Origin of the sequence: Dyadobacter chenwenxiniae (assembly GCF_022869785.1) — a bacterium.
Classification (GTDB): domain Bacteria; phylum Bacteroidota; class Bacteroidia; order Cytophagales; family Spirosomataceae; genus Dyadobacter; species Dyadobacter chenwenxiniae.
In genome coordinates this window covers 4,290,272-4,315,078 of sequence record NZ_CP094997.1, presented here as the reverse complement: position 1 = coordinate 4,315,078, position 24,807 = coordinate 4,290,272, and the positions used below count along the sequence as shown (strand labels likewise).

The window sequence follows — 24,807 nt, the reverse complement described above, 5'->3', positions numbered from 1 at the left end:
CCTTTTAAACCTAAGAGCTCAACTTTAATTCTTTTCAAATGACAAAGCAATTTTTAAAAACTGCCCTGACGTTCATTTTGCTGCTCGCGTTTGTAGCGGCTAATGCAGGGAATATCAGTAATAAACCAGGTAAAAAGGCCATCCGCGTTTTGCTCGTCGGCGGCGGATCTTCTCATGATTTCGACAAATGGTATAAAGGCGCTGACGTTGAAACATTACAAAAAGACGGTTTTGCAACCGTGGAATATACGAGCGATCCAACAACGATCTTGTCGAAACTGAAAGACATTGATGTGCTTCTTTTGGCGAACAACCAACCTATTGCCGATGATGCCACTCGCAAAGCAATATTTGCATTTGTAGATGCTGGAAAAGGCTTGGTGCTCGCGCATCCTGCCCTTTGGTACAACTGGAAAGACTGGCCGGAATACAATCAAAAACTGGTAGGCGGCGGTTCGAAAGGACATGATAAATATGGCCCTTTCGATGTAACAATCACTAATAAGAAGCACCCAGTGACCAAGAATGTGCCGGAAACATTCCACCTGGATGATGAATTGTATTACCAAATTCCTGATGAATCCGGATCGCCGATTGAAGTACTCGCCACTGCGAAAGCCGCAGGTTCGGACAAAATTTTCCCGAGTATTTTCATTGTAAAATATCCAAAGGGCAGGGTTGTAGGCATTGCCTTGGGCCATGATGCCGCATCGCACACCATAGCGCCTTACCAGACTATTCTGCGGAATGCTGTTCAATGGGCTGCTAATCAATAAAAAATCAATTGCCCCGGGCTTAAGCCCGGGGCAAAGAATGAATTAAGAATATTAATTAAAACAAAAGCAAAAATGAGTCAGACGCAAATCACAGTAGTCATTGTTGGAATGGGTTTTGGAAAAGAATTTATCCCCATTTATCAAAGTCACCCTAACATTAAAGCCGTAGGAATTTGTACGCGCAGTAAAGAAACCCGTGATGAACTGACTGCCAAATTTAACCTTGACCCAAACCTGGTTTTTGAAAATTTCGAAGATGTTCCACAAAGAGAAGATGTGGACGCAATCCACGTGGTAACACCCGTTCCCGAGCACGCAAAGATGACATTAGCATCATTAAATGCAGGAAAACACACGGCTTGCACCATCCCTATGGCCATGACTGTAGAAGACTGCACAGCCATCGTTGAGGCAAAACGCCGCTCTGGCAAAGTGTACATGATGATGGAAACGGCGCTTTACACGCGTGAGTTTTTATATGGATTGAAATTAGCAGAATCTGGCGAATTGGGCCGCATTCAGTTTGTGCGCGGCTCGCACATTCAGGATATGAGCATGGAAGGCTGGGGCGAATATTGGAAAGGTTACCCACCCATGCTGAACGGCACGCACGCCATCTCTCCGCTTTTGAAAATTAATAACACCATTGCTGAAACGGTTGTTTGTCACGGTTCAGGCCGTTTGAGTGAAGATCTGGCTAGCCGTTATGGCTCTCCGTTTGCAGTGGAAACAGCTACCTTTACATTAAAAAATTCAGATGTTGTAGCGGAAGCAACCCGCTCGTTATTTGATGTTGTGCGTCAGTATCGCGAAAGCTATGACGTTTATGGCACCAAAATGTCCTTTGAATGGGAGCAATTGCAAGATGAAAGTCACATCATTTTTGATGGCGGCGAAAATGCGAAACGCGTCGATGTGCCTGATACAGACGAGCTTCTCATCGAGCCCATCAAACATTTTACAAAACGAGAAAAAATCGACGATCCAAACCACGTTTCCTTCCTGCAAGGCGCAGGTCATGGTGGATCACACCCGCATTTGGTGCAGGAATTTGTAGCCGCCATCGTCGAAGGGCGCGACTCTGCGGTGGACGCAGCATTGGCCGCTAACTACACTTGCGCGGGCATATGCGCACACGAGTCGGCTATGAACGGCGGCGTGCGGGTTAATGTGCCAAGTTTCGAAGCGTAACAAATTTTTGGACAGACTTTCCAAGTCTTCAAGACTTGGAAAGTCTAAAAAACTTCACGAAATGCTATTCGGAGCGAGCACTTTTATATGGGTTTCCCCATTCTCAACACAGAACATTGACCTGCTTACCAAGGTGAAAAACATGGGCTATGACATTATCGAAATAGCCGTGGAAGACACCAAAATCATTGATTGGGATTTGATCAAAACCGTCGCTCGAGACCTGGATTTGAAGATCACTATCAGCGGCGCTTTTGGGCCGGAACGCGACATTTCCAGCACCGAGCCATTGCACCGCCAGCTTGGTAAAGAATACATTGTCGACTGCATTAAAATTGCACAAAATGTAGGCAGTCCCATCTTTGGCGGACCGGTTTATTCCGCGGTTGGCAAGACAAGGATCGTCTCGGATGAGCAAAAAAAGCAGGAAAGAGCCTGGTGCATTGAAACGCTCATTGAAATAGGACAACTTGCGAAGGATCATGGCGTTGTAGTCGGTCTGGAACCGCTTAACCGCTTTGAAACAGATATGGTTAACACTGTCGATCAGGCGCTTTCCATTGTGCGGGATGTTTCCAGTCCAAACCTAAAAATTGTCCTCGATACATTTCATTCCAACATTGAGGAAAAAGACATTCCGGCATCCGTTAGAAAGATTGGAAAAGACTTGCTATGCCACGTCCAAGGCAACGAAAGCGACCGGGGAACGCCTGGAACGGGACATTTGGAATGGGAAGGGATTCGGGATGCGCTGGTTGAAATTGGTTATGACGGCGCTGTTGTGATTGAAACATTCGGTCAGCCTTCAAAAGAGCTTGCGCGCGCTGCTTGCATCTGGCGTCCGCTGGCAAACAGCGCGGATGAGCTGGCTGCGGAAGGTTTGGCTTTTTATAAAAAAATGTTCTCCTAAAATTCTTAATATGCGCAAATTCCTGGTGCTGGTTCTTGTCTTTTTCAATCTGCTGACTTATGGGCAAATTCCCGTCGATTTGACTGGTTTTGATAAAAAGAAGGGAGTGAAGATTACGAATGAAAGCAATTTGTTAAACATTGAATGGCCGGCAGGAAATGCAGAATCTGGCAAAATAATTATCGATTTGAGTAAAGGCCAGCCCGTAATGAACAGCCTTATGATCGGGAAAAATAATGTTTTCAAAACCATCGTCAAAAACCTGGATCCTGCCATTATCCTGACGGTAGGCAAGCGTGACCTTGTTTCACAAAACGGCTGGAACATTTTCTTTGATAAAACAGCCTATTTACCCTACAAAACCTATCCCGTAAAGCTGGATAAAACGGGCGTCAAGGTCGTGACCTCAGGCTCTCAGACAGAGATTATTGTGGCTGGTGCAACTGGCGGGCCTTTTTCAGGTTCGTACAACTTCACCCTTTATAATGGTAGCCCGCTCATGAATGTTGCTGCCGTAATGGCTACCGATGTGGATTCGCTGGCGGTGGTTTATGATGCGGGACTGGTAAGTCAGCAATCGCCCTGGGAAAACTTGTTTTGGTCTGATACTGAGAATAATGTAAGAAATACAAAGGTTGCCAGGATGGACACAGCGCATATGATGGCGGTGAAATACCGGACCATTATCGGCGAAGGCAAGGAAGGTAGTCTGGCCGTTTTTCCAGCTCCGCACCAGTTCTTTTATCCGCTTGATAATGCTTACAACCTCGAACACATCTGGTATGGCAACAATTACCGGAATCAGTTTGCGGGTTTTGGCATCGGTCTCCGTCATGATCTGCTTGGTGACCGCCGCTGGGTTCCGTGGTTCAATGCACCGCCCAAAACGCAGCAGCGATACAATTTCTTCTGTTTGTTAAGTGCTGAAAAAGACGGAAAAGTTTTGGAAAAAGTGAAGGCATTCACGCATAATGACACTTATCAGCCGTTGCCAGGCTATTACACCATGTCAAGTCATTTTCACCAGGAGCATATAGATGAGGTGCTTACGCGCAGGCCCATTCCTGAAATGCCGGGTTTTGTGAAGGCGTTTCGGAATACGGGTGTTAACATTGTGCATCTTGGCGAATTTCACGGGCCGGGAAGTCCGCGGGGACCCGAGGCTAAACGCTGGCCTGAACTGAAAATGATGTTTGACGAATGCAAACGCCTCTCAGACGGCAATTTCCTGCTTCTGCCAGGCGAGGAACCGAATAATTTTTTCGGGGGACATTGGATGAATATTTTTCCAAAACCTGTCTACTGGTTAATGTCGCGTGAAAAAGATCAGCCATTTGTTGAGGAAAACTCCACCTATGGAAAGCTTTACCGCATTGGGAACAAAGAGGAAATGTTGAAGTTGCTCGAATTGGAAAAAGGCCTGGCCTGGACCGCGCATGCGAGAACAAAAGGCTCAACAGGCTTTCCAGACAAATACAAAGAAGAGGCATTCTACAAGTCAGACCGCTTTTTGGGAGCAGCCTGGAAAGCAATGCCGGCGGATTTGTCCCAACCAAAACTGGGCAAACGTGTGCTGGACCTGATGGACGATATGGCCAATTGGGGACAGAAAAAATACGTGATCGCCGAGGCCGACCTGTTCAGAATTGAGCCAAATTATGAGCTTTATGGGCATTTGAATGTGAATTACATGCAGCTGGATCAAATGCCGAAGTTCGAAACTGGCTGGCAACCTTTGCTGGATGCCATGGAAAAGGGAAAGTTCTTTGTTTCAACGGGTGAAATTTTGCTGCCGTCGTTTTCCGTAAACAATGTAACGTCTGGCGAGACTGCAAAAATGGATGCGAAAGGAAATGTCGAGATCAAATTGAATGCAAAATGGACATTCCCGTTAAACCGTGCAGAAGTAATTTCGGGCGATGGAAAAGAGGTTTTTCATGATGTGATTAACCTGCATGATACGGAAGCATTCGGGGAAAAGTCGTTTACTTTTACCAAAAATCTGAAAAACAGGAAATGGGTGCGGGTTGAAGTTTGGGATGTTGCTGCTAATGGCGCGTTTACGCAGATTGTCTGGCTTGATTAAAGCCGGGTCTTAAATGATTTGAACAAATGAATCAAATACTTTTTGCATTTTTTGGCGTTATGGCATTGGCCAGTTCTGCCTTTTGCCAGACTGCCCAAAAGCAGTTCGATACCAAGATTTCCATTTACCAAAATCCCGTCTTCGAACCTATTCTGGCCGATCCGACCATTATTAAGGCAGACGATGGCTGGTTTTATGCTTACGGGACAATGGATGATTGGGGCGACGGCAAAGGCGCACATTTGGTTCCGGTTGTTCGTTCAAAAGATCTTGTGAAATGGGATTTTGTAAAAGATGCATTTCTCAAAAAGCCTTCCTGGAAGGAGAAAGGCGGCATTTGGGCCCCCGATGTGGTCAAAGTGAATGGGAAATATTACATGTATTATGCCTATTCGACCTGGGGCGACGCTAATCCGGGCGTTGGGCTGGCTGTTGCAGATTCTGCGGCGGGGCCATTCACTGACCTTGGGAAATTGTTTTTAAGTGCAGAAGTCAATGTTCCCAATTCCATTGACCCATTTTATATAGAAGCGGACGGCAAAAAATACGTTTTTTGGGGAAGTTACAGCAATGCGCCGACGCAGGGCACTTATGGTGTTGAACTATCAGCAGATGGTAAAACGGTTCCGGATCTTTCGGAAAAATTCAAGATTGCAGCAGGGGATTTTGAAGCGGTTATGATCCAGAAAAAAGGAGATTACTATTACTTTTTCGGATCGCGGGAAAATTGCTGCGACGGCGCGAAAAGCAAATATCATATCCGCGTTGGTCGTTCAAAGGATATTACCGGACCTTTTTTGGACAAAGATGGAAAAGACCTGAAAGAGCGGAATTCTGGATCCGTATTGATCCAGCCCAATGAAAAATACGCCGGAACGGGTCACAACGCAAGACTGATCACCGATAATGCCGGAACCGACTGGCTGCTTTACCATGCCATCGACCGGAGCAATCCGACTGTTTCTACCGGCGCAAACCGTCGGGTTCTCATGCTCGATAAAGTGACCTGGAAAGACAACTGGCCGGAAATTCTCAATGCGCAGCCAAGTATAGACAAGACGGCTGCACCTCTTTTAAAATAGTTATTAACAAAATCCTTAACTGAATGAAATTTTTAAAAACAACAATATGGGCAATCCTGGTTTGCCTTTCGTTTCAAAACTGCGCGAAGAAGGAGCAGAAAGAAGAGAGCGCGGCTATTGAAAAAACTGAATCACGTGAGATCTGGACAAAAGAGCAGGCAAATGAATGGTATGGCAAACAGGGCTGGCTTGTAGGCGCGGATTTCCTGCCCAGCACGGCCATTAACCAGCTTGAAATGTTTCAGGCAGCAGATTTTGACACAGCCACCATCAACAAAGAACTTGGCTGGGCCGCCAATATTGGGATGAATACAATGCGTGTGTATCTCCACGATTTGTTATTTCAGGAAGATTCTGCTGGTTTTGTGAAGCGGCTGGACGTGTTTCTGGACATTGCAGAAAAGCATAAGATTAAGCCATTGTTCGTATTATTCGATTCTTGCTGGGACCCGTTTCCTAAGCTAGGAAAGCAACGTGCGCCAAAACCAGGAGTGCATAACTCAGGCTGGGTGCAAAGTCCGGGCTTGGAAGCATTGAAAGACAGCACCCAATATCCGCGTTTGGAAAGATATGTGAAGGGAACCGTTGCGGCATTTGCCAATGACAGCCGCGTGCTGGCCTGGGACATCTGGAACGAGCCGGACAATCCGAATACGAGCTCTTATGGAAAAGTTGAGCTGCCTAACAAAGTGGATTATGTGATTCCGTTGCTTTCAAAAGCATTTGGTTGGGCCCGTTCTGTGAATCCTTCGCAACCGTTAACAGCAGGAATCTGGAATGGTGACTGGACTTCTCATGAAACTTTGAAGCCTATTGAAAAAGTAATGATCGACCAATCCGATATCATTACATTTCATAATTACGAAGATGCAGCCGACTTTGAAAAGCGCATCAAGCAATTGCAGCAATATGGCCGCCCGATGATCTGCACAGAATATATGTCGCGTGGAAATGGCAGCTTCTTCAAAGGCTCATTGCCGATTGCAAAGAAATACAATGTCGGTGCAATCAACTGGGGACTTGTTGATGGCAAATCACAGACCATTTACCCTTGGGACAGCTGGAAAAAAACCTACACCAAAGAACCAGACCTTTGGTTCCACGACATCTTCCGCAAAGACGGAACACCTTATAAGAAGGATGAGGTTGAGTTGATTAAGAGCCTGACCGCAGCGAAGTAGGGGGGAATCATTGAAAAATGCTTCTTAGGGTTAACAGGCCTTAAGAAGCATTTTTAATTATAGATTAGGGAAATAATCCTTAATATTCGACTTTTTTAGCGCTTCCAAGAGCTCTCCGTTTTTTGCTGTGGCAGCTTCTTTTGCAGTTGCATAAGTTACATGCTGCTTACCACTCAAAGGCTTATTTTTTTTTTCGATTTTGTGCATAGTTGCCATTTTACTTTTGAATTTACTAGGTAAAAGAATTTTTCAAAGAGACAATGAAGCCTTCGTAACGCCGATTTGGAACAAACAATTCCACATAATTTTCAGCAAAGCCCATAACCTCTAAATAATCTTTCACTTGCTCGATTTCTCTGCTTATTATAATATTATATAGACGAGTTCTGGACGGTGAATTTCCTGTGAAAACCACCACTGCCTTCGGATAAGCAGCAAGAAAAATTTTGAGCGTTTGCACAACGGTTGCAAGGATAATCTTCATATCACCGTTATTGCTTGTGGTTTGAAAGTCCAGATTGCCGTCAGATTTAATACTTGCCAACGTCAGAGAGAACACTGCGGGATTATCACTTTTATAATAGATTACTGTTTTCGGAATGTTTCTTTTACCAATGCTTAAAAAATCGAAACGACAGGCCTCGTCCAGGACTCTGAACTCATAAAACGGTTCATTCATTGTGTATATCATAGTATGTGTATCCCCAATAATACAAAAAATATTTACATATGACCAAAAGTATTTCCAGGCTCTTCACTGTCTTGCTTTTCACTATCCCATTCCATCTATACGCCCAAAAAAAGCAGCAAAAACCAAACGTCATTTTCATCTATGCCGACGACGTTGGTTATGGTGATCTGAGCAGTTATGGGGCTACCAAAATCGCTACGCCGAACATAGACCGCATTGGGAAGGAGGGAATTCGTTTTACAAATGCGCATACGACCTCAGCAACATGCACGCCTTCGAGGTTTGGATTATTAACAGGAAAATATCCGTGGCGGCAAAAAGGCACGGGCGTTTTGCCGGGCGACGCTTCATTGATCGTTCCGACGGATCGGCTGACTTTGCCCAAAGTATTTCAAAATGCAGGTTACAAGACTGCGTCGGTTGGGAAATGGCATCTGGGATTAGGAGAAAACAACAAACAAATCAACTGGAACGAGCCCATTACCAAAGGCCCGAATGAAACGGGTTTTGACTACGCTTACTTTTTCCCCGCAACCTCTGACCGTGTCCCAACCGTTTTTATAGAAAATCATGACGTGCAGGGTTTGGACAAAAATGACCCCATAACCGTTGATTATGCGAAAAAAATCGGAAACGAGCCAACGGGCTTGGAAAATCCTGACCTTTTAAAATTGCCAGCTTCTTTAAATCACGGGCATAACAATACCATCGTGAACGGAATTGGCCGCATTGGCTGGATGACTGGTGGAAAGCAAGCGCGGTGGACGGACGAAGAAATCGCCCATGTGTTTCTGACCAAGGCAACGCAGTTTATGGAAGAGAACAGGCAAAATCCGTTTTTCCTTTATTTCTCGCTTAATGACATTCACGTTCCAAGAATGCCGAGCACACAGTTTAAAGGCAAAAGTCAAATGGGTTTGAGGGGAGACGTCATCTTGCAGATGGACTGGACAGTGGGTGAAATTCTTAAAAAACTGGATCAGCTTGAACTTGCAGAAAACACGCTGATTATTTTTTCAAGCGACAATGGGCCGGTTTTGGATGATGGTTACGCGGATAATGCGGTCGAGCTGGCGAAGGGACACAAGCCTGCGGGAGCATTGAGAGGCGGAAAATACAGCGCATTTGAAGGCGGAAGCAGAGTGCCCTGGCTCGCGCGCTGGCCACAGACCATTAAACCCGGAACCGTTTCAGGTGCATTGATCTGTCAAATTGATATGCTTGCATCTTTCGCCGGTTTCTTTCAGCAAAAAATGGACGTCGACGACGCACCCGACAGCTTCAATATCATTGGTGCCATCCTGGGAAAAACGACAACCGGCAGGCCTTATCTCATCAAACAAGGTGGCGCGTTGTCCATTACCAAAGAAAATTGGAAATACATTGAGCCAAGAGAAGGTAAAGCCATCCAGGAACTTACAAACACAGAAACAGGAAACAGTCTGGCTCCTCAACTTTTCGATTTGAGTAAAGATCTGGGTGAAAAGACGAATCTTGCAGATAAATATCCGGCAAAAGTGAAAGCCATGGCAGCGGAATTGGCTAGGATTCGGGAGACTGAAAGAAGCCGATAAGAATATCCTGAAAATACTTTGTGACCATTACAAAAGCTTGGCGTCTAAATGCATAAAACCCATGTTTTATGACGTCACATTTCTTTCAGTTTGCCAGAGTTTTTGCACTTGTTTTGTTGTCTGCGTTGTTTCAAAACGCACATGCGCAGACCGTTTACTTTCATCAGGATTTTTCGAAATCAGGGCCATTTGTGAAGGCAGACCCTGATTCCGGGCAGTTTAGTCACATTGTTGAGACGGTTCCTACGCTTTCATTTTCTAAGTTTTCCAAAGGTTTCATGGATCTCGTGCGTACGCAGGAGGACTCTGCTACGGGTGGAATCATTCGTGTCCTGCGGGCGACACCTTTCGAGCCTGATCCCGAAACATTGTTTATCCAAATTGCCCTCAGCGCGGAGTCTGTGCAGTCGCCCGCTTTGAATGCAATGTATTTTTATGTGGGTGAAGATTTCAATCCGGATAACCATTCTTTTCCTGGCAATGCATTGATGTTCGCCAAGTTTTCGCTCAATTTTATGGAAGGCGGATTTTCGATCAAAGATTTTGCAACGCAGAACACCAGCAAGACCATCGCTAAAAAGAAGCGGGTTACACTGACCTGGGTGCTGAATAATTCGAAGAAGTTGCTGAGTTACAACATCTCTTCCAATCATGCGGTCATACATCATGCATTGCCGGGAACCTATGACTTGTGGGTTGATGATGAGCCTGTCAGCCTTAATAGTCCGGCCTATCCGGGTAACTCGCTCTATTCTGATCGTAAACTTTCCAATTTTGAAATGCGGTTCAGGAACGGACAAGGGAAAATTCGTATCCATGAAATAATGATCCGCAATGGCGTGTCGGAACTGAAAGCGGGCGAAGTGCTCGTCACACCTAATCCCGCCACGCGAAAGTCGATCATGTTGAGAGCTGAAAATGTTGAAAAGTCATCGCTGAGACTTTTTAATATGTGGGGAAGAGATTTGAACATTGCGACAACGATCATTTCCGCTGATAAGATCGAGATCCATTCGACCGAGGAGATGTCATCGGGAATGTACATTGTTTCATTTGAAAATAAGCAGCATCAAAAAAGATCGGTCAGGGTGATGGTGGAGTGACCTTACTGCATATTATTTTTGGTATAGGATGAAATTTGGATTAAGTTTGATTAATCGTTGTAATGAGGCAGGCTTGCATTTGTAGGCCTGCGGCAACTTTTACAATGTTATGAAACCACATTCTCAGCCTCCTCAATCTGCTGATGACGATGTGCTCTGGCGGCAATTTCTTTCTGGAAATGTAGCTGCATTTGAGCAACTGATGTCATCACATTTTCGCGTGCTTTTCCATTACGGGTGCAAATTTTCCAGGGATAAAGAGTTTGTAAAGGATTCGGTCCAGGATCTGTTTCTGCATTTGTGGGAAAAGCGCGAAAATTTAAGTGCTGAGGTGGCGGTCCGGCCCTACATGATGGCTTCGCTGCGCCGGTTAATGCACAGGAGTGTCTCCTCTAGATCATGGGTGGGGGAGGAAAACACGGAGCAGGCCGACGAAGCATTTGACCTCGAATTTTCGGTTGAACAGCAATACATCAACAACGAATCGACGCTTGTGCGGACGCGGCAGCTCGAAAAGTTGCTACTGGAACTTCCTAAGCGGCAAAAAGAAGTTATTTATCTCAAATATTTTCAGGAGCTAGACCGCGAGCAGATCTCCGAGATCATGGCCGTTTCCCCGCAAACCGTTTCCAACTTACTGCAGATTGCTATCAAACAGTTGAAAAAACACTGGAAAGCTGAATTTCTCACCTTCTTTCTGATCCATTTATTTATATAAAAAAGGCTCATAATCACATCAAAAATGCGGTTTTGTTGATTTTTTTAGAAATAGTTTAAAATTTATTGGTATCCCGATCCGGTTTGTGTCTATCGTATGTTAGAACCAAGCTTACTATGGATCGCTATAAAGATTTTACCGTTGAAGATTTTGTGTGGGATACTTTTTTTCGCCAATGGGTCCTTTCTCCCACGCGCGAGACAGAGGATACGTGGGAAGGATGGATTGAAAATAATGCGGATGCGCACGAGAAAGTCTGGCAGGCCAGGAGCATTGTGCTGTCGTTACGCTTGAATGAACCGGAAATTAGCGATCCCGAGATCACACACATTGTTGAGCAAACCATTGGCAGAATTGATGCTTCTGCAAAATATCCTTCATTTGATGAAACCACAAGGCAGCCGAAAGTATATCGTTTTCCATGGCTCCGCATTGCTGCATCCATTACGTTTCTCCTTATTTCCGGCTGGATTATTTATTCTCTTTCAACTAAAAAGGACACCCGTAAAATCAGTTTTGCGAAACCCATTCAAGAGCAGGAGAGTAGCATAACCGAGAAATGGAATCCATCCATGAAGCCAATGACCGTGCTTTTGGAGGATGGCAGCAAAGTGACCATCGCCGCGAATGGCCGCATCCGGTATGCTAACAAATTCGTAGCCGCCAGGCGGGAAGTTTTTCTGGAAGGAGAGGCATTTTTCGACATTGCCAAAGACCCTGAGCGCCCATTTTTTGTTTATTCCAACGGTTTGATAACCAAAGTTCTGGGAACCAGCTTTACCATTAAAGCTTACGGAAATTCCAATGAAGTCACTGTGGAAGTAAAGACGGGACGCGTTTCGGTTTTTGCCGAGTCAGATCCTGAATTGGAACAAAAAACGTCAGGACGAGAGCTGCAAGGCGTTGTGCTGAATCCAAATCAGAAGATAATCTATTCCCGTGAAGAGATTAGAATGGTGAAAACGCTGGTCGAAAAGCCGGAGATAGTCGTCCCCAAAGCAGAGATCCCGCAGTTTGAATTTGAAGATACGCCGGCAAGCGAAGTTTTTGAAAAGATCGGAAAAGCCTATGGCATCGAGATCCGCTATGACGCGGAAATGTTAAAAGACTGCCCGCTTACGGCAACGCTTGATAATCAAACACTTCACGAGAAGCTTTTCATTATTTGCCAGGCAGTTGAGGCCAGTTATGAAATCCTTGACGGCCAGATCGTGATCCATAGCAGAGGATGTAAAAATTAGTAACCCAATACATTGGAATCAGTATCAACATTTAACCCGCCAGCTAAACAATCAAATAACAAACAGAAAGAATAACCCATAAAAAAGAGCCGGCAATGTTCCCGCATCGCCGGCTCCACACAAATCCCTTTTGGTTGTCGCCATTTTTCCTCCTAAGCGGAGGCAGGGATCGTTTTGCCAGCTTTTGAATCATAACAAAACAATCAAATCTATGAAAAAACCCTTTAAATACCGCCAGGTATTACTTTGGACGATGCGAATAACAGCTACACAATTGATATTTGCCATATGGTTCATTGGAACCGGCTTTGCCCACGACAGCAATGCGCAGTCGCTTCTGTCTCAGAAGATTACGGTGGTTGCCGCGGGCAGTGAAGTAAAAAAAGTCCTGAACCAGGTGGAAAAACAGGCCGATGTAAAATTCGTATTCAGCTCCAAACTGATCAAGTCGGCGAGAAAGGTGAATGTCAATGCCACCGAAAAGCCTTTGTACGAAGTCCTGGATCAGATATTAACGCCACTGGGGTTGCAATATGAAGTTTCGGGCAAGATTATCATCCTTAAAAGGCAGGATGTGCTGCCGACAGAAATCCCTGTAAAAAGCAACGCGCCCAAGCGCAACCTTACGGGCAAAGTCGTGGACGAAATGAACTCGCCGCTTCCGGGAGTGAGCATCGTGGTGAAGGGCACGCAAACCGGCACAACGACCGACGCCGATGGCGGCTTCACGCTCGATGTGCCTGATAATGCGGTGCTTGTATTGAGTTTTGTAGGCTTTGTGACCAAGGAAGTTCCTGTCGAAAACCAAAGTACGATTAACATTACACTTCAAGCCGACGTAAGAGCCTTGAACGAGCTCGTAGTTGTCGGTTATGGTGTTGTGAAAAAATCCGATTTGACCGGCTCGGTGGCTTCCATCAAGTCCGCTGAACTGAATGCTTACCCAGCCACTAACCTCATGCAATCACTTGCCGGACGTGCAACAGGCGTTCAGATTTCGCAAAACACAGGTGCGCCAGGCAGCCCTATCAGCGTCCGTATCCGGGGAACAAACTCTGTTCAAGGCGGTAATGAGCCGCTTTATGTGGTCGATGGTTTTCCTTATTCAGGCAGTCCCACATTGCTGAACAATGCAGACGTTGAATCCATTGAAATCCTGAAAGATGCTTCTGCAACAGCCATTTACGGTTCTAGAGGAGCGAATGGGGTTGTTTTGATCACCACTAAAAAAGGGAAGTCGGGCAGGATCAGTGTCGATCTGGACAGCTATGTAGGCTTTCAAAAGCCCAGGAAAAAAATTGAAATGATGAATGCAAAGGAATATGCACAATTCTACAATGAACAAGCTGCCAATGATGGACTTGCACCACATTTTACGCAAGATGAAATCAATGGTTTCGGTGAAGGAACCGACTGGCAGGATCTGGCGCTCCAAACAGCTGCCATTCAAAACCACTCCGTTTCGGTAAATGGCGGCAATGAAAAAACCCGCTTTTCAATTTCAGGAAGCAATTTCAATCAGGGCGGGATCATTATTGGTAGTAATTATGTCCGTAACTCCGTCAGAGCGAACCTGAGCACTGATTTCAGCAAAAAATTCAGGTTTGATATCAACACGATCCTGAGCCGCATTGACACGGACCGCAAGAACTCAGGCGGTGGAAACCGGGGTAACACATTAATTTCGGCCATGCTTTCGGGTTACCCGACTGTTCCGGCGCGTTTGCCAGAGGGTGGTTATTCCAATTTGGCTACGGTTTATTCCTGGGGTTCCAATGTAATCACCAATCCGCTGAACTTCATCGAGCAGCAAACGGACCATCTTCGTTCCAATAAAGTGCTTGCCAACGGAGCGCTTACTTACACGCCGCTGGAAGGGCTTTCGATCAAAATTTCAGGCGGGATCGAGAATACGGACGACCGGGGCGACTTTTATACGACCAAGAAATTTGTGAATTCGCTGGGATCTGCTGGCATCAATACGACTCAGACAACCAGCTTGCTGAACGAAAATACGGTGAGTTATATCAAAGAGATCGGCAAGCACAATATCTCCGCTGTCGCTGGTTTTACTTATCAGGATCTGACCCAAACAGAGCTGAACACAACTGCAAGCGGTTTTGTGAGTGACATTCAGGAATCGTTTGATGTGGGTGCTGGTGCAACGCAGGGTGTGCCGAAATCCAGTTATTTCAAATGGTCATTATTGTCCTATCTGGCACGTTTTAATTATTCCTTTAATGAAAAATTCCTGGCTACGGTCAGTTTCCGCGCCGATGGTTCTTCGCGATACACCGAAGGGCAGAAATGGGGTTATTTTCCGTCGGGCTCCATTGCTTATCGTTTGTCGGAGGAGAAATTTATCCAAAACATTCCCTTCATTTCCGACCTGAAAATCCGCGTTGGTTATGGTGAAACGGGAAGCACGGCAATTGATCCATATTATACTTTAAATCAGCTGGCTTCGAACAAAGTGGTTTTTGGAGATGCTTTAACAACTTCCTACGCGCCGGGTGTACGCCTTGCAGGACCGCTGAAATGGGAAACTACATCGCAATCGGACATTGGATTAGACATTGGTTTTTTTCAAAACCGCTTCTCGCTGACTTTTGATTATTATATCAAAAACACGAGAGATCTGCTGAATAATGTACCATTGCCATCCTCACTGGGTTATGCTTACACCATTGATAATGTGGGAAAAGTACAGAACAAAGGTTTTGAAATCTCTGCCAATGCCAATGTGCTGACCGGCGCTTTCAAATGGAATTTGTCCGCCAATGCATCCATCAATAAAAACAAAGTCTTGAAATTATACGGAGGCAATGATGTTTTAGGTCAGGCGATCGATATTTCGGTAATCAATGACAATGTGAATGTGTTGCGCGAAGGCGAGTCGATCGGTGCTTTTTACGGCTATATCGAAAAAGGTTATGACGAAACCGGCAAGATCGTTTACGAAGATTTCAACGGAAACGGCACGCGTGACATTGGTGACAAGCGCATCATTGGTAACCCGAATCCGAAGCTGATCTACGGTTTTAACTCAACGATGAACTACAAAAATTTTGAGTTGAATGTGTTTATCCAAGGCACGCAGGGCAATGATATCTTCAATCTGAGCTCGGTAAACCAGACGATGGACTACGGTCAGGCACTGAATATGCCGCGCGAAGTTTTTGAAAACCACTGGACGCCAACGAACACAAATGCCAAATATCCATTGATTACGGGCAAAGTTTCACAGGCGCAGGTTTCCAATCGGTTTGTGGAAGATGGCTCTTATCTGCGTTTCAAGAACATTCAGTTGAGCTATAATGTGCCAGTTAAGAACATCAAATGGCTGACCAGCGCGCAGATTTACGTCAGCGGCCAAAACCTGATCACATTCACTAAATATTCCTGGTTTGATCCGGAAATCAGTTCCTATGGCAGCTCCAACTCAATCCGTATGGGCATTGACCATTACAGCTATCCTACTGCAAAAACGACCACCATTGGATTGCGCGTAGGTTTCTGATCAATCAACATTAACATTTCCAAAAATGAAAAATATAGCTATTTGTTTTATCCTCGCCCTTTCCCTCTCGGCGTGTGATGACGTTTTGAAAGAAGAGCCGAAGTCGCTGGCTGCGGAGGTTTTTTACAACACACCTGATGAGGCGCGCGCTGCGGTGAATGCCATTTACGGGCCGATGCGCGGTCCCAATGGTTTGAGCACCAATTATCCCGCCCAGCAGGAAGGCTTGCCCGATTATGGAAATTCGAGGGGAAGTCAAACACCGGTCAGTTTGTATCAGGGATTGGACAACACCAATATTAACCGCGTAGGGGCAATCTGGGATGCCTTTTACCAATCCATCCGGAATGCCAACATTGTGATCGATAATGTGCCGAAAGCAACGGAGATAGCCGAAGGCGATATCGCCAAGTTTGTTGCGGAAGCCAAATATCTCCGTTCGCTGATCTATTTCGCAATGGTTCGTAACTGGGGCGGCGTTCCATTACGGACGGAAGCAAATATGACGGTTACAGATGTAAAGCGTTCCAGCGTGGAGGAAGTTTATGAGCTCATTTTGAGCGATGCGCTGAATGCTGAGCAGTTTCTGCCGGATACGCCTGCGGAGGTGGGGCGTCCTACCAAGTGGGCAGCCAAAACATTGCTTTCAGAAATCTATATGTATCGGGAGCAATGGAAGGAATCCAGCGAAAGAGCGAAAGAGGTGATTGCATCGGCTAAATATTCACTCGTGCCTGTCAGCGTTTCGGAAGATTTTCAGAAAATATACGGTCCTGAAGTAGTATCCACGCCCGAAGAGATCTTTTACTTTAAATTCTCTCGTCAGCAAGGTTTCGGGCTGGTGGGTTATGCGCACCGCGCCATTGGTCAGTATCGTTATTATGGGCCGGGCGGCGTTTATGCGCAGTATACCGATTCGACTTCCAATTCCTTTATCAAAACCTGGGATATGAAGGATCTTCGTAAAACGCATATCCTGTACAATGTGGATGTAGGACTTGGCCCAAACACCTGTTTATACAGAAAATTCCGCGATCCCGTGGCAACGGACGGAGGTGGAAATGACTATCCCTGGTATCGTTATGCCGATTTATTGCTCTTCCACGCAGAAGCCGCAGCCAGAGCCAACAATGCGCCGACAGCCGATGCTTTGGAAAGTCTGAACAAAGTCCACCGCAGAGCATATGGCTACAATGCAGAAACGGCTTCGCCTGTGGATTTCAAGCTGGCCGGACAAACTCTGAAAACATTCATCGACCTCGTAGTGCGCGAGCGTGGTTATGAAACCATGTACGAAGGCAAGCGCTGGCTCGACCTGAAACGCCTCGGCATCGCCAAGCAGCGCATTAAGGAAGTAAAGAACATTGATGTTGCCGACAAGCACATGATGTGGCCAATCCCGAATTCAGAATTGCTTTATAACAAGGCACTTGACCCTGCCAAAGATCAAAATCCAGGTTACTGATTTTTCCTATTCCCAACCAACAATTGATTACAATGAAGAAGTATTTGATTTATCTAATTGCATTTTTCCTGATCGCCAGCGCCCCTTCCTGTTCTGAAAAGAAGAATGAAGAAGCAAAAGACGCCTTAACCGCAGACGTGATCATTTACGGAGGCACTTCTGCTGCTGTGACGGCAGCCGTGCAGGTGATTAAATCGGGTAAAACGGTGCTCGTGGTTTCGCCGGATAAGCACTTGGGCGGACTTTCTTCGGGAGGTCTGGGCTTTACAGATACGGGTAACAAATCTGTAATTGGCGGACTTGCGAGGGAGTTTTACCACAGGTTATACCAACATTACGATAAGCCTGAAACCTGGAAATGGCAGAAAAAAGAGGAATATGGCAACAAAGGCCAGGGAACACCTGCCATGGATGGCGCGGATCGCACCATGTGGATATTCGAGCCGCACGCCGCTGAGCAGGTTTTTGAGGATTTTGTAAAAGAAAACAACATTAAAATCTACCGCGACGAATGGCTGGACAGGGATAAAGGTGTAGAGAAAAAAGATGGCAGAATCGTTTCTATCAAAACACTTTCGGGAAAAACATTCTCCGGCAAAATGTTCATTGACGCCACTTATGAGGGTGATCTAATGGCTTCTGCGGGTGTAAAATACCACGTAGGACGCGAAGCCAACAGCGTTTATAATGAAAAATGGAACGGTGTGCAGGCAGGCGTTTTCCAGCATGGACATTATTTCAAGAAAAACATCAGCCCTTACAAAGTGGAAGGCGATCCGAAAAGCGGTTTGCTTCCTTATATCAGCGATGAGAAAATTGCGCCGAACGGATCGGGTGATAGCAAAATCCAGGCTTACTGCTTCCGCATGTGCCTTTCCGCAAATCCCGACAACCGAATTCCTTTTGAAAAACCGGAAGGCTATGACGTAGCCAACTATGAATTGCTGGCAAGGGTTTACAAAGCCGGCTGGGACGAAACCTTTGATAAATACGATCCGATCCCGAACAAAAAGACGGATACAAACAATCACGGCCCGTTCAGCACGGATTTTATTGGTCAAAACTATGATTACCCGGAAGCAACTTACGAGCGCAGAAAAGAGATCATTAAGGCGCATGAATTATATCAAAAAGGCCTCATGTATTTCTTAACCAATGATCCGCGCGTGCCTGCGGATGTGCGTAAGGAAATGAGCCAGTGGGGTTTGCCAAAAGACGAGTTTAAAGACAATGGCGGATGGCCACATCAGATTTATGTGCGCGAAGCACGCCGGATGATTTCTGCAACGGTAATGAATGAAAACCATACAATGGGTATAACGCCTGTGGAGCAACCGGTTGGAATGGGTTCTTATGCATTGGATTCGCACAATGCGCAGCGTTATGTGAAAGAAGATGGTTTCGTGCAAAATGAAGGTGACATTGGTGTGCACCCGAAGTCGCCTTACAGCATTTCCTATGCTTCCATCGTGCCCAAAAAAGAGGAATGCGAAAACCTTTTTGTGCCGGTTTGTCTGTCAAGCTCGCACATTGCTTATGGTTCGATCCGTATGGAGCCGGTTTTCATGATCCTTGGACAAAGCGCGGCCTCGGCTGCGGTGCAGGCGATTGATGCCAATGTGGCTGTGCAGGATATTGACTACGCCAAATTGAAAGAGCAGCTTTTAAAAGACAAACAAAAATTGCAATTGTAACATAATATTTTGTCAATTACATTTGCAGCCTAATTTTTGATGCTAAAATGATCCATAGCCGGGTGAAAATCCGGCTATTTATGTAAAATGAAATAATCCCTTAATCCATTAATAATCAGAATGGCTACCCTTACTGCCGAGCGATCAGACATTTCCCATCTTTTTAGTGCCCCTGTTATTGTCGCTGCCCTCGGATACTTTGTTGATATATATGACCTTCTGCTTTTTGGCATCGTTCGGCTGCCCAGTCTGGCCTCACTTGGACTCTCAGAAACCGAAATATCCCTGACCGGGGCAAGCATTTTGAACTGGCAAATGACCGGACTGCTGCTAGGCGGGATTCTTTGGGGGGTGTTGGGAGATAAAAAAGGGCGCTTATCCGTGCTTTTTGGCTCTATTATCACTTATTCCCTTGCCAACATTGCCTGCGGTTTTGTGCAGGACCCTACCACTTATAAAATATTAAGATTCATCGCAGGCATCGGACTCGCGGGCGAGCTTGGTGCAGGAATTACATTGGTTTCGGAGATTTTACCAAAACATTTACGCGCCATAGGAACGTCATTAGTGGCAGGAATTGGGCTTTTGGGTGCTGTGGTGGCCTATTTTACAGTTGAGTTTTTCGATTGGCGCTATGCTTATTTTATCGGTGGTGGCTTAGGGATTTCATTACTTTTGCTTAGGATCGGTGTTTTTGAATCAGGGATTTTCAAGGATATTAAGAATCAAAAACATGTCCAGAAAGGTAATTTCTTTTCACTTTTTACGAGTAAAGACAGACTGTCTCGTTATCTCAAATGCATCGGGATCGGGCTTCCAACGTGGTTTGTGATTGGGATCCTGGCCACTTTCAGCAATGAATTCGGCAAAGCGCTTAACATTGACGAGGCTGTAAAACCAGGCTTATCCATTATGTGGTGTTATGTTGGCTTGTCCATAGGGGACTTGTGCAGCGGGTTTCTGAGTCATTTTTTGAAATCCCGGAAGAAGGCTGTATTTTATCTAATGTTATTTACGTTGGTATGGAGCGTAGTTTATTTGTATGCCGGAATTAAATCGGTGTCAACATTTTATGGCGTGGCAGCATTGCTGGGGTTTGGAATCGGTTATTGGGCCATGTTCGTAACGATTGGGGCAGAGCAATTTGGAACAAATTTACGCGCCACGGCCGCCACAACCGTCCCCAATATGGTGCGTGGAACCGTAGTGGTTATGACTACATTATTTGCTACTTTTAAAGATGCATTTTCAGTCATCGATTCAGGTGCGCTGGTGGGAGTAATTTGCTTCGCAATTGGCCTTTTCTGTATTCTGACGATCCCCGAAACGCATGGCAGAGACCTTGATTTTTTGGAGGAATAAGTTTTAGAAAATCCTAATAACAACATTAAATAAATAAGAAATGGAAAGACGCGTGGCGCTAAAAAGCATGGCAATGGCCGTGGGCGCAATGGCGGGACTGCCTGCATGGGCATCCGGATGGAGCAAAAGCACTTTGGAAAAAGGCACATTGCTTACAGCCGACCAATCGAAAATTCTGGCAGCCATGGTGGAAACCATCATTCCGAAAACGGACACACCGGGAGCGGGTGAACTGGGCGTAGGCGGTTTTGTGCAAAAAATGGTGACAGATTGCTACGACAGCAAAGCGCAGGCCAGCCTTAAAAGCGGCGTTTCCAATCTGGACGAACAAAGCATTCAGCGTTTTGGTAAATCATATTCAGATGCGGGCAAAGAGCAGCGGATGCAGTTATTGCAGGACATTGACAAGGGTAGCGATACTGGCCAAAAAGCGTTTTTAGGAATGGTCAAAAACCTGACGATTCAAGGTTATATGTCATCTGAATATGTGATGACCAATTTGACCCATTATGAAATGATCCCTGCACGTTACCACGGCTGCGTTCCGGTCACAAAAGGCTAGGAGTTCCTTCCTATCTCTCAAAAAAACTATGGCGAATTTTAATATAGATAGTACAAAAGCCCGCACCTATGATGCCATCGTAATTGGCTCAGGAATCAGTGGCGGCTGGTCTGCAAAGGAGCTGACTGAAAAAGGATTGAAGACATTGGTGCTGGAACGCGGGCGTGATGTGCAGCACATTAAGGATTACCCTACGACGAACATGATGCCGTGGGAATTTGAGCACCGCGAAAGGCTTCCCAAAGAAATCACCGACGCGAACCCCATTGCGGCCAGATGCTATAATTTCAAAGAATCATCTGCGCACTTTTTTGCAAAGGATAATGAGCATCCCTACATTCAGGAAAAGCCGTTTGACTGGATCCGTGGTTATCAGGTGGGCGGAAAGTCGCTGCTATGGGCACGCCAGACGCAGCGCTGGAGCAAGTATGATTTCGAAGGCCCGGCACGCGATAAGTTCGCTGTTGAATGGCCGATCGGATATGATGACATTGCGCCCTGGTACAGCCATGTTGAGAAATTTGCGGGCATAACCGGAAACAAGGATGGCATTGACACATTGCCTGATGGCGAATTTCTTGCGCCGCATGATCTGAATTGTGTTGAGAAATACTTCAAAGAATCCGTATCAAAGCAATATAAGGACCGTCATATCATTATAGGACGTGCAGCGCACATTACCGATCCGCAGCAAATTCACCTGGATCAGGGCCGTGCGAAATGCCAGCATAGGACGATCTGTGAGCGGGGATGTCCGTTTGGAGGTTATTTTAGCAGTAACTCATCCACGATTCCCTGGGCGATGAAAACGGGGAATATGACATTGCGTCCGCATTCTGTGGTGCATTCGATTATTTATGATGATAAAAAGCATAAGGCAACAGGCGTGCGGGTAATTGATGCCAACACAAAGGAGATGATGGAATTTTATGCCGACATTATCTTCCTTAATGCAGCTGCATTGAACAGCAATCTGGTTTTGCTTAACTCTACATCATCCCGCTTCCCGAATGGCTTGGGCAATGATAGCGGCGTGCTTGGAAAATATGTTGCCTTTCACAATTACCGCGCCAGTATTTCAGGAGAATACGAAGGATTTCTTGACTCAACAACCGATGGAAGACGCCCCAACAGCGGCTACATTCCGAGGTTCCGGAATGTTCACAAGCAAGAAACCGACTTTCTGAGAGGTTATGCGGCCGGCTTTGGTGCCAACCGTCAGACTTATAACGAAAGAAACGGTTTGGGTGAATCTCTGAAAGCCGGACTCTTGGAAACGAAATATGGCAACTGGAGCGTAGGATCGCACATGATGGGCGAAACCATTCCAAAAGAAAGCAGTTATGTCGCGCTCGACAAAACACAGAAAGATCCGTTCGGCATGCCAATGTTGAAAATCAATGTGGGTTATGACGACAATGATGAGAAGATGATCAAGGATTACATTGAGCAGGTGAGCGAAATGTTTACGCAAGCTGGTTTTAAGAATGTAAAATCACATGACGGACACAGAAATCCCGGCAATGACATTCATGAAATGGGCGGCGCCCGAATGGGCAAGGACCCGAAAACATCCGTGCTGAATAAATGGAACCAGCTGCATGCCTGCAAAAACGTTTTTGTGACTGACGGCGCTTGCATGACTTCCACGTCTACACAAAACCCGTCATTGACTTACATGGCCTTGTCGGCGCGCGCTGTTGACTATGCAGTTAAGGAAATGAAAGCGAAGAACTTGTAATACAAAAACTTATACAGAAAACCGTCACCCAACAGTGGCGGTTTTTTTTGTGGCATCTAATGCTGCAATCAGACGATTTAAAAAGTTTTGGTTTTTTTTAGTTAACACTAAGGGGATTCGAGTACAAAAAAGTCTTTTAATTATTACATTAAATAAAGACTCGATGCACGATCCTTTGCTTAACCGGGAATCAAAGCGCACAAGTACATTTGTGTCTCCTTTACAGGAAGAAGGGAAGAGTAGTGTTACTGAAATCGATTCTGCCGTTTTCTTAAAGGCAGCATTCGAACAAAATCCTGGAAAAGGCCTGGAATTGCTGTTCAGACGTTATTACAACCCGCTTTGCAGTCACGCAGTACGATTTGTGTATTCCAAACAGATCGCCGAAGATCTGGTTAGTGAAGTGTTCTTCCAATTTTACAGGACCAAGGCTTATGAGAACATTACATCGTCTTATACGAGCTATCTTTTCAGGTCGGTGCGAAACGAATGTTATACGTATATGCGTAGAGAGTTCGGGAAAATGGCCACGCTGGAAGCCGATGAGGAAAATACCATTTCAACATATCATCAGCAGCCGGATGCTGAGATCCATTACAATAATCTCTTTCTGAAAATAAATGAAGTCATTGCCCGCCTGCCGATGCAATGCCAGAAAGTGTTCTTGCTCAGCCGTTTTGAGAATAAAAAATATCACGAGATCGCGGACGAGCTTCATATATCACCCAAAACAGTGGAAGTGCACATTTCCAAAGCCTTAAAACACCTGCGACTTGCGCTGCATGGTGAATGGATGATTTCAGCCGGGCTCACACTGTTGAGCTTCATCTAAAATAGGGTGATCAGGCTTGCAAATGAGCCATAGTTACACGTCGAACTGAAAATGCTATGAAAACAATTTTATCAAAATATACACTGTTCGAGTATCTGGCAGGACGAGCCAATCCGCTGGAACGACGTCTGGTAGAAGATTGGATCCGTGAAAAAGAGAATACGGAGACTTTCAACCAATGGCTGATGGAATACGAGACAAGAACCCCCCAGTTTGTTCCGGACCAGGATGCCGCTATCAAATTTTTGCTGCACCGTCTGGAAACAGACATTGAGCCAACGGCTGAGACGTCAAAATCAGCAATCCAAAATCCCCGACCCAACTTTTTCTCCACCCGCTCCAACAGTTTCTGGCTGATGGCTGCTTCGGTAACATTCTTTGCAGGTTTTGGCTGGTGGTTTCGGGATCCGCTACAGTACAAAACCTACCAGACTGCCTATGGACAAACGACGGACGTTTACCTGGAAGACGGCAGCCGCGTTGCGCTTAACTCCAACTCGAAGCTGAAAGTCCCCAGATTTGGCTTTGACGATGCGGTCAGGAATGTGGTTTTGCAGGGTGAAGCGGAGTTTTCGGTGAGCCACACGATTGACCATAAGCGGTTTGTAGTTAAGACTTCGGACGATTTTCAAGTGGAAGTACTGGGAACAACATTCTCTGTTTTCGCCCGCCCGAGGGGAACAAAGGTTGCTTTGAAAAGCGGCAGTGTCCGCATTGATTATTCTCAAAACAATGAGCGTAAGGAAGTAATGATGGAGCCCGGCGACTTGGCCGTGGTAGACCACGCGGGAGCGGTGAAGCTGGCCAGGAAGCAGGATACCAGCACATTTGCCACCTGGAAGGAGCAACGCTATGTTTTTAATGCTACATCTGTGAAAGACATCGTGGCAATGATTGACGAGAATTTTGGACAGAAAGTGAAGCTTTCGAATGGCGAAATGGCACAGCGGACCATTACGGGAAATTTCAAAACGAAGAATGCTGATGAGCTTTTGAAGACAATTTCAGAGGTTCTCGACATGAAAACTGAGCAAATCGGAGATACGATCCTTTTAAAAAACCAATAAAACCTAAATCA

At 45.7% G+C, this 24,807-nt stretch carries 20 protein-coding genes; 18 read left to right on the top strand and 2 right to left on the bottom strand.

Annotation, left to right across the window (positions count from 1 at the left end; genetic code table 11):
* The first annotated feature begins 38 nt into the window (after positions 1-38).
* The 6 genes from MUK70_RS18350 (at position 39) to MUK70_RS18325 (ending at position 7,226) form a co-directional block, all read left to right on the top strand.
* Positions 39-776: a ThuA domain-containing protein gene (locus MUK70_RS18350; protein ID WP_234654377.1), complete on the top strand. Its 738-nt coding sequence runs from the start codon at positions 39-41 to the stop codon at positions 774-776.
* A 72-nt stretch (positions 777-848) separates the two neighbouring features.
* On the top strand, positions 849-1,967 hold the full coding sequence (locus MUK70_RS18345) for a Gfo/Idh/MocA family protein (RefSeq protein ID WP_234654376.1): 1,119 nt from the start codon (positions 849-851) through the stop codon (positions 1,965-1,967).
* A gap of 61 nt (positions 1,968-2,028) precedes the next feature.
* Positions 2,029-2,877 (top strand): sugar phosphate isomerase/epimerase family protein, encoded by an 849-nt coding sequence (locus MUK70_RS18340; protein WP_234654374.1) that lies wholly within the window; start codon positions 2,029-2,031, stop codon positions 2,875-2,877.
* Positions 2,878-2,887: 10 nt separating this feature from the next.
* Positions 2,888-4,963: a CehA/McbA family metallohydrolase domain-containing protein gene (locus tag MUK70_RS18335; RefSeq protein WP_234654371.1), complete on the top strand. Its 2,076-nt coding sequence runs from the start codon at positions 2,888-2,890 to the stop codon at positions 4,961-4,963.
* Between the two features lie 26 nt (positions 4,964-4,989).
* Positions 4,990-6,045, top strand: coding sequence for a family 43 glycosylhydrolase (locus MUK70_RS18330; RefSeq protein WP_234654369.1), 1,056 nt, complete (start codon positions 4,990-4,992; stop codon positions 6,043-6,045).
* 23 nt (positions 6,046-6,068) lie between these two features.
* Positions 6,069-7,226 carry a cellulase family glycosylhydrolase gene (locus tag MUK70_RS18325; RefSeq protein WP_234654367.1) on the top strand — a complete coding sequence of 386 codons (1,158 nt, stop codon included), beginning with the start codon at positions 6,069-6,071 and terminating at the stop codon, positions 7,224-7,226.
* A 57-nt stretch (positions 7,227-7,283) separates the two neighbouring features.
* On the opposite strand, the gene MUK70_RS18320 is transcribed toward MUK70_RS18325, so the two are convergent.
* Both MUK70_RS18320 and MUK70_RS18315 read right to left on the bottom strand, forming a co-directional pair.
* Positions 7,284-7,433, bottom strand: a complete 150-nt coding sequence (locus MUK70_RS18320; protein ID WP_234654365.1) for a hypothetical protein — start codon at positions 7,431-7,433, stop codon at positions 7,284-7,286.
* 25 nt (positions 7,434-7,458) lie between these two features.
* A complete protein-coding gene (locus tag MUK70_RS18315) occupies positions 7,459-7,905 on the bottom strand; it encodes a DUF6934 family protein (protein WP_234654363.1) in 447 nt (148 codons plus the stop codon).
* Positions 7,906-7,955: 50 nt separating this feature from the next.
* On the opposite strand from MUK70_RS18315, the gene MUK70_RS18310 reads away from it, so the two are divergent.
* The 12 genes from MUK70_RS18310 to MUK70_RS18255 all read left to right on the top strand — a co-directional run bounded on the left by MUK70_RS18310 (position 7,956) and on the right by MUK70_RS18255 (position 24,796).
* The gene (locus MUK70_RS18310; RefSeq protein WP_234654361.1) at positions 7,956-9,491 is read left to right on the top strand and encodes a sulfatase family protein; all 1,536 of its coding nucleotides are present in this window, start codon (positions 7,956-7,958) and stop codon (positions 9,489-9,491) included.
* A 68-nt stretch (positions 9,492-9,559) separates the two neighbouring features.
* On the top strand, positions 9,560-10,594 hold the full coding sequence (locus MUK70_RS18305) for a T9SS type A sorting domain-containing protein (protein WP_234654359.1): 1,035 nt from the start codon (positions 9,560-9,562) through the stop codon (positions 10,592-10,594).
* 109 nt (positions 10,595-10,703) lie between these two features.
* Complete coding sequence (locus MUK70_RS18300; RefSeq protein ID WP_234654357.1) at positions 10,704-11,312, top strand: RNA polymerase sigma factor; 609 nt, start codon at positions 10,704-10,706, stop codon at positions 11,310-11,312.
* Between the two features lie 116 nt (positions 11,313-11,428).
* Positions 11,429-12,553 (top strand): FecR family protein, encoded by a 1,125-nt coding sequence (locus MUK70_RS18295; RefSeq protein ID WP_234654355.1) that lies wholly within the window; start codon positions 11,429-11,431, stop codon positions 12,551-12,553.
* Between the two features lie 211 nt (positions 12,554-12,764).
* Entirely contained in the window at positions 12,765-16,073 is a 3,309-nt protein-coding gene (locus MUK70_RS18290; protein WP_234654353.1) for a TonB-dependent receptor, read from the top strand.
* A gap of 25 nt (positions 16,074-16,098) precedes the next feature.
* On the top strand, positions 16,099-17,538 hold the full coding sequence (locus tag MUK70_RS18285; RefSeq protein WP_234654351.1) for a RagB/SusD family nutrient uptake outer membrane protein: 1,440 nt from the start codon (positions 16,099-16,101) through the stop codon (positions 17,536-17,538).
* 32 nt (positions 17,539-17,570) lie between these two features.
* Complete coding sequence (locus tag MUK70_RS18280) at positions 17,571-19,232, top strand: FAD-dependent oxidoreductase (protein ID WP_234654349.1); 1,662 nt, start codon at positions 17,571-17,573, stop codon at positions 19,230-19,232.
* A gap of 120 nt (positions 19,233-19,352) precedes the next feature.
* The gene (locus MUK70_RS18275) at positions 19,353-20,594 is read left to right on the top strand and encodes an MFS transporter (RefSeq protein ID WP_234654347.1); all 1,242 of its coding nucleotides are present in this window, start codon (positions 19,353-19,355) and stop codon (positions 20,592-20,594) included.
* A 40-nt stretch (positions 20,595-20,634) separates the two neighbouring features.
* On the top strand, positions 20,635-21,156 hold the full coding sequence (locus tag MUK70_RS18270; protein ID WP_234654345.1) for a gluconate 2-dehydrogenase subunit 3 family protein: 522 nt from the start codon (positions 20,635-20,637) through the stop codon (positions 21,154-21,156).
* 28 nt (positions 21,157-21,184) lie between these two features.
* Positions 21,185-22,897 (top strand): GMC oxidoreductase, encoded by a 1,713-nt coding sequence (locus MUK70_RS18265; RefSeq protein ID WP_234654343.1) that lies wholly within the window; start codon positions 21,185-21,187, stop codon positions 22,895-22,897.
* Positions 22,898-23,060: 163 nt separating this feature from the next.
* A complete protein-coding gene (locus MUK70_RS18260) occupies positions 23,061-23,729 on the top strand; it encodes an RNA polymerase sigma-70 factor (RefSeq protein WP_234654341.1) in 669 nt (222 codons plus the stop codon).
* Positions 23,730-23,785: 56 nt separating this feature from the next.
* Positions 23,786-24,796 (top strand): FecR family protein, encoded by a 1,011-nt coding sequence (locus tag MUK70_RS18255; RefSeq protein WP_234654339.1) that lies wholly within the window; start codon positions 23,786-23,788, stop codon positions 24,794-24,796.
* The last annotated feature ends 11 nt before the right edge of the window (positions 24,797-24,807 follow it).

Bases quoted from the DNA above. Each gene is read 5' to 3' on its own strand.
- MUK70_RS18350 (WP_234654377.1), top strand. From the start codon at position 39: ATGACAAAGCAATTTTTAAAAACTGCCCTGACGTTCATTTTGCTGCTC.
- MUK70_RS18345 (WP_234654376.1), top strand. From the start codon at position 849: ATGAGTCAGACGCAAATCACAGTAGTCATTGTTGGAATGGGTTTTGGA.
- MUK70_RS18340 (WP_234654374.1), top strand. From the start codon at position 2,029: ATGCTATTCGGAGCGAGCACTTTTATATGGGTTTCCCCATTCTCAACA.
- MUK70_RS18335 (WP_234654371.1), top strand. From the start codon at position 2,888: ATGCGCAAATTCCTGGTGCTGGTTCTTGTCTTTTTCAATCTGCTGACT.
- MUK70_RS18330 (WP_234654369.1), top strand. From the start codon at position 4,990: ATGAATCAAATACTTTTTGCATTTTTTGGCGTTATGGCATTGGCCAGT.
- MUK70_RS18325 (WP_234654367.1), top strand. From the start codon at position 6,069: ATGAAATTTTTAAAAACAACAATATGGGCAATCCTGGTTTGCCTTTCG.
- MUK70_RS18320 (WP_234654365.1), bottom strand. From the start codon at position 7,433: ATGCACAAAATCGAAAAAAAAAATAAGCCTTTGAGTGGTAAGCAGCAT.
- MUK70_RS18315 (WP_234654363.1), bottom strand. From the start codon at position 7,905: ATGAATGAACCGTTTTATGAGTTCAGAGTCCTGGACGAGGCCTGTCGT.
- MUK70_RS18310 (WP_234654361.1), top strand. From the start codon at position 7,956: ATGACCAAAAGTATTTCCAGGCTCTTCACTGTCTTGCTTTTCACTATC.
- MUK70_RS18305 (WP_234654359.1), top strand. From the start codon at position 9,560: ATGACGTCACATTTCTTTCAGTTTGCCAGAGTTTTTGCACTTGTTTTG.
- MUK70_RS18300 (WP_234654357.1), top strand. From the start codon at position 10,704: ATGAAACCACATTCTCAGCCTCCTCAATCTGCTGATGACGATGTGCTC.
- MUK70_RS18295 (WP_234654355.1), top strand. From the start codon at position 11,429: ATGGATCGCTATAAAGATTTTACCGTTGAAGATTTTGTGTGGGATACT.
- MUK70_RS18290 (WP_234654353.1), top strand. From the start codon at position 12,765: ATGAAAAAACCCTTTAAATACCGCCAGGTATTACTTTGGACGATGCGA.
- MUK70_RS18285 (WP_234654351.1), top strand. From the start codon at position 16,099: ATGAAAAATATAGCTATTTGTTTTATCCTCGCCCTTTCCCTCTCGGCG.
- MUK70_RS18280 (WP_234654349.1), top strand. From the start codon at position 17,571: ATGAAGAAGTATTTGATTTATCTAATTGCATTTTTCCTGATCGCCAGC.
- MUK70_RS18275 (WP_234654347.1), top strand. From the start codon at position 19,353: ATGGCTACCCTTACTGCCGAGCGATCAGACATTTCCCATCTTTTTAGT.
- MUK70_RS18270 (WP_234654345.1), top strand. From the start codon at position 20,635: ATGGAAAGACGCGTGGCGCTAAAAAGCATGGCAATGGCCGTGGGCGCA.
- MUK70_RS18265 (WP_234654343.1), top strand. From the start codon at position 21,185: ATGGCGAATTTTAATATAGATAGTACAAAAGCCCGCACCTATGATGCC.
- MUK70_RS18260 (WP_234654341.1), top strand. From the start codon at position 23,061: ATGCACGATCCTTTGCTTAACCGGGAATCAAAGCGCACAAGTACATTT.
- MUK70_RS18255 (WP_234654339.1), top strand. From the start codon at position 23,786: ATGAAAACAATTTTATCAAAATATACACTGTTCGAGTATCTGGCAGGA.